We start from the raw sequence: 3079 nt of genomic DNA, 5'->3' as shown, positions 1-3079 counted from the left end.
ACAACTGTTTGGGTGTTGTATAGTCAAGCCTCACGAGCAATTAGTATTGGTCAGCTTCACATATCACTATGCTTCCACATCCAACCTATCAACGTCGTAGTCTTCAACGGCTCTTTAGGAGACATAAAGTCTCGGGGAAATCTTATCTTGAGGTAGGCTTCCCGCTTAGATGCTTTCAGCGGTTATCCCTTCCGAACATAGCTACCCGGCGATGCCACTGGCGTGACAACCGGTACACCAGAGGTTCGTCCACTCTGGTCCTCTCGTACTAGGAGCAGATCCTCTCAAATTTCCAACGCCCACGGTAGATAGGGACCGAACTGTCTCACGACGTTCTAAACCCAGCTCGCGTACCTCTTTAAATGGCGAACAGCCATACCCTTGGGACCTGCTTCAGCCCCAGGATGAGATGAGCCGACATCGAGGTGCCAAACACCGCCGTCGATATGAACTCTTGGGCGGTATCAGCCTGTTATCCCCAGAGTACCTTTTATCCGTTGAGCGATGGCCCTTCCATACAGAACCACCGGATCACTAAGACCTACTTTCGTACCTGCTCGACTTGTGGGTCTCGCAGTTAAGCGCGCTTTTGCCTTTATACTCTACGCGTGATTTCCGACCACGCTGAGCGCACCTTCGTACTCCTCCGTTACTCTTTAGGAGGAGACCGCCCCAGTCAAACTACCCACCAGACATGGTCCTCGTCCCGGATAACGGGACAGAGTTAGAACCTCAATATTACCAGGGTGGTATTTCAAGGACGGCTCCATCGCAACTAGCGTCGCGACTTCAAAGCCTCCCACCTATCCTACACAAGTAAGATCAAAGTTCAATGTCAAGCTGCAGTAAAGGTTCACGGGGTCTTTCCGTCTAGCCGCGGGTACACCGCATCTTCACGGCGAATTCGATTTCACTGAGTCTCTGCTGGAGACAGCGCCCCCATCATTATGCCATTCGTGCAGGTCGGAACTTACCCGACAAGGAATTTCGCTACCTTAGGACCGTTATAGTTACGGCCGCCGTTTACTGGGGCTTCGATCAAGAGCTTCGCTTACGCTAACCCCATCAATTAACCTTCCAGCACCGGGCAGGCATCACACCCTATACGTCCACTTTCGTGTTTGCAGAGTGCTATGTTTTTAATAAACAGTTGCAGGGGCCTGGTTTCTGAGGCTGTCGGCCGCTCAAGGAGCAAGTCCTATCACAGACAACAGCGTACCTTCTCCCGAAGTTACGGTACCATTTTGCCTAGTTCCTTCAGCAGAGTTCTCTCAAGCGCTTTGGTCTACTCGACCTGACCACCTGTGTCGGTTTCGGGTACGATTCCTGTGTAACTGAAGCTTAGAGACTTTTCCTGGAAGCATGGTATCAGCCACTTCACTGTACAAGTACAGCTTGCTATCAGTTCTCAGCATAGAGTACCCCGGATTTGCCTAAGATACATGCCTACAACCTTCCACCTGGACAACCAACGCCAGGCTGACTTAACCTTCTCCGTCCTCTCATCGCATTACACAGAAGTATTGGAATATTAACCAATTTCCCATCGACTACGCCTCTCGGCCTCGCCTTAGGGGTCGACTCACCCAGCCCCGATTAACGTTGGACTGGAACCCTTGGTCTTTCAGCGTGCGAGTTTTTCACTCGCATTGTCGTTACTCACGTCAGCATTCGCACTTCTGATACCTCCAGCAGACTTCTCAATCCACCTTCATCGGCTTACAGAACGCTCCCCTACCACGCATAATAAATTATGCATCCGCAGCTTCGGCATATAGTTTTAGCCCCGTTACATCTTCCGCGCAGGCCGACTCGACTAGTGAGCTATTACGCTTTCTTTAAAGGGTGGCTGCTTCTAAGCCAACCTCCTAGCTGTCTATGCCTTCCCACATCGTTTCCCACTTAACTATAATTTTGGGGCCTTAGCTGGCGGTCTGGATTGTTTTCCTCTTGACTACGGACGTTAGCACCCGCAGTCTGTCTCCCGGATAGTACTCATTGGTATTCGGAGTTTGCATCGGTTTGGTAAGTCGGGATGACCCCCTAGCCGAAACAGTGCTCTACCCCCAATGGTATTCGTCCGAGGCGCTACCTAAATAGCTTTCGGGGAGAACCAGCTATCACCAAGTTTGATTAGCCTTTCACCCCTATCCACAAGTCATCCCCTGGCTTTTCAACGACAGTGGGTTCGGTCCTCCAGTTAGTGTTACCCAACCTTCAACCTGCTCATGGATAGATCACCTGGTTTCGGGTCTATACCCAGCAACTAAACGCCCTATTAAGACTCGGTTTCCCTACGGCTCCCCTATTCGGTTAACCTTGCTACTGAATATAAGTCGCTGACCCATTATACAAAAGGTACGCAGTCACCGGACTAAGCCGGCTCCCACTGCTTGTATGCATGCGGTTTCAGGATCTATTTCACTCCCCTCACAGGGGTTCTTTTCGCCTTTCCCTCACGGTACTGGTTCACTATCGGTCAGTCAGGAGTATTTAGCCTTGGAGGATGGTCCCCCCATATTCAGACAAGGTTTCACGTGCCTCGCCCTACTCGACATCATCATATAAGCCCTTTCGTGTACAGGACTATCACCGTCTACGGTCGCACTTCCCAGAGCGTTCCACTAGAACTTATATGACTTAATGGGCTCTTCCCCTTTCGCTCGCCGCTACTGAGGGAATCTCAATTGATTTCTTTTCCTAAGGGTACTGAGATGTTTCACTTCCCCTCGTTCGCCTTGCAACACTATGTATTCATGTTGCAATACCTACCTTATGGTAAGTGGGTTTCCCCATTCAGACATCTCCGGATCACAGGATATTTGCCGCCTCCCCGGAGCTTTTCGCAGGCTATCACGTCTTTCTTCGCCTCTGACTGCCAAGGCATCCACCACATGCACTTAATTACTTGACTATACAACCCCAAACAGTCGTTTATCCTTACAAGTGGGATAAGCAACAGATCGTGTCTTTCAACACTCTCATACAGTTGGCGTTTGTGCACTTAAGCACCGTACAGCTTCAATTAGATTCATATACCAAAACGCTTGATTCAGTTAATTTCGCTAGAACTCATTTC

At 50.0% G+C, this 3079-nt stretch carries 1 rRNA gene; it reads right to left on the bottom strand.

What is annotated here, in order from left to right:
• Positions 1–19 precede the first annotated feature (19 nt).
• A 23S ribosomal RNA gene (locus NI470_RS15510) occupies positions 20–2914 on the bottom strand.
• Between the last annotated feature and the right edge of the window lie 165 nt (positions 2915–3079).

This window comes from Acinetobacter lwoffii, from assembly GCF_024129115.1.
GTDB lineage: Bacteria > Pseudomonadota > Gammaproteobacteria > Pseudomonadales > Moraxellaceae > Acinetobacter > Acinetobacter lwoffii_T.
The sequence above is the reverse complement of the archived record's forward strand: the minus strand, read 5'-3'. Positions and strand labels throughout refer to the sequence as shown.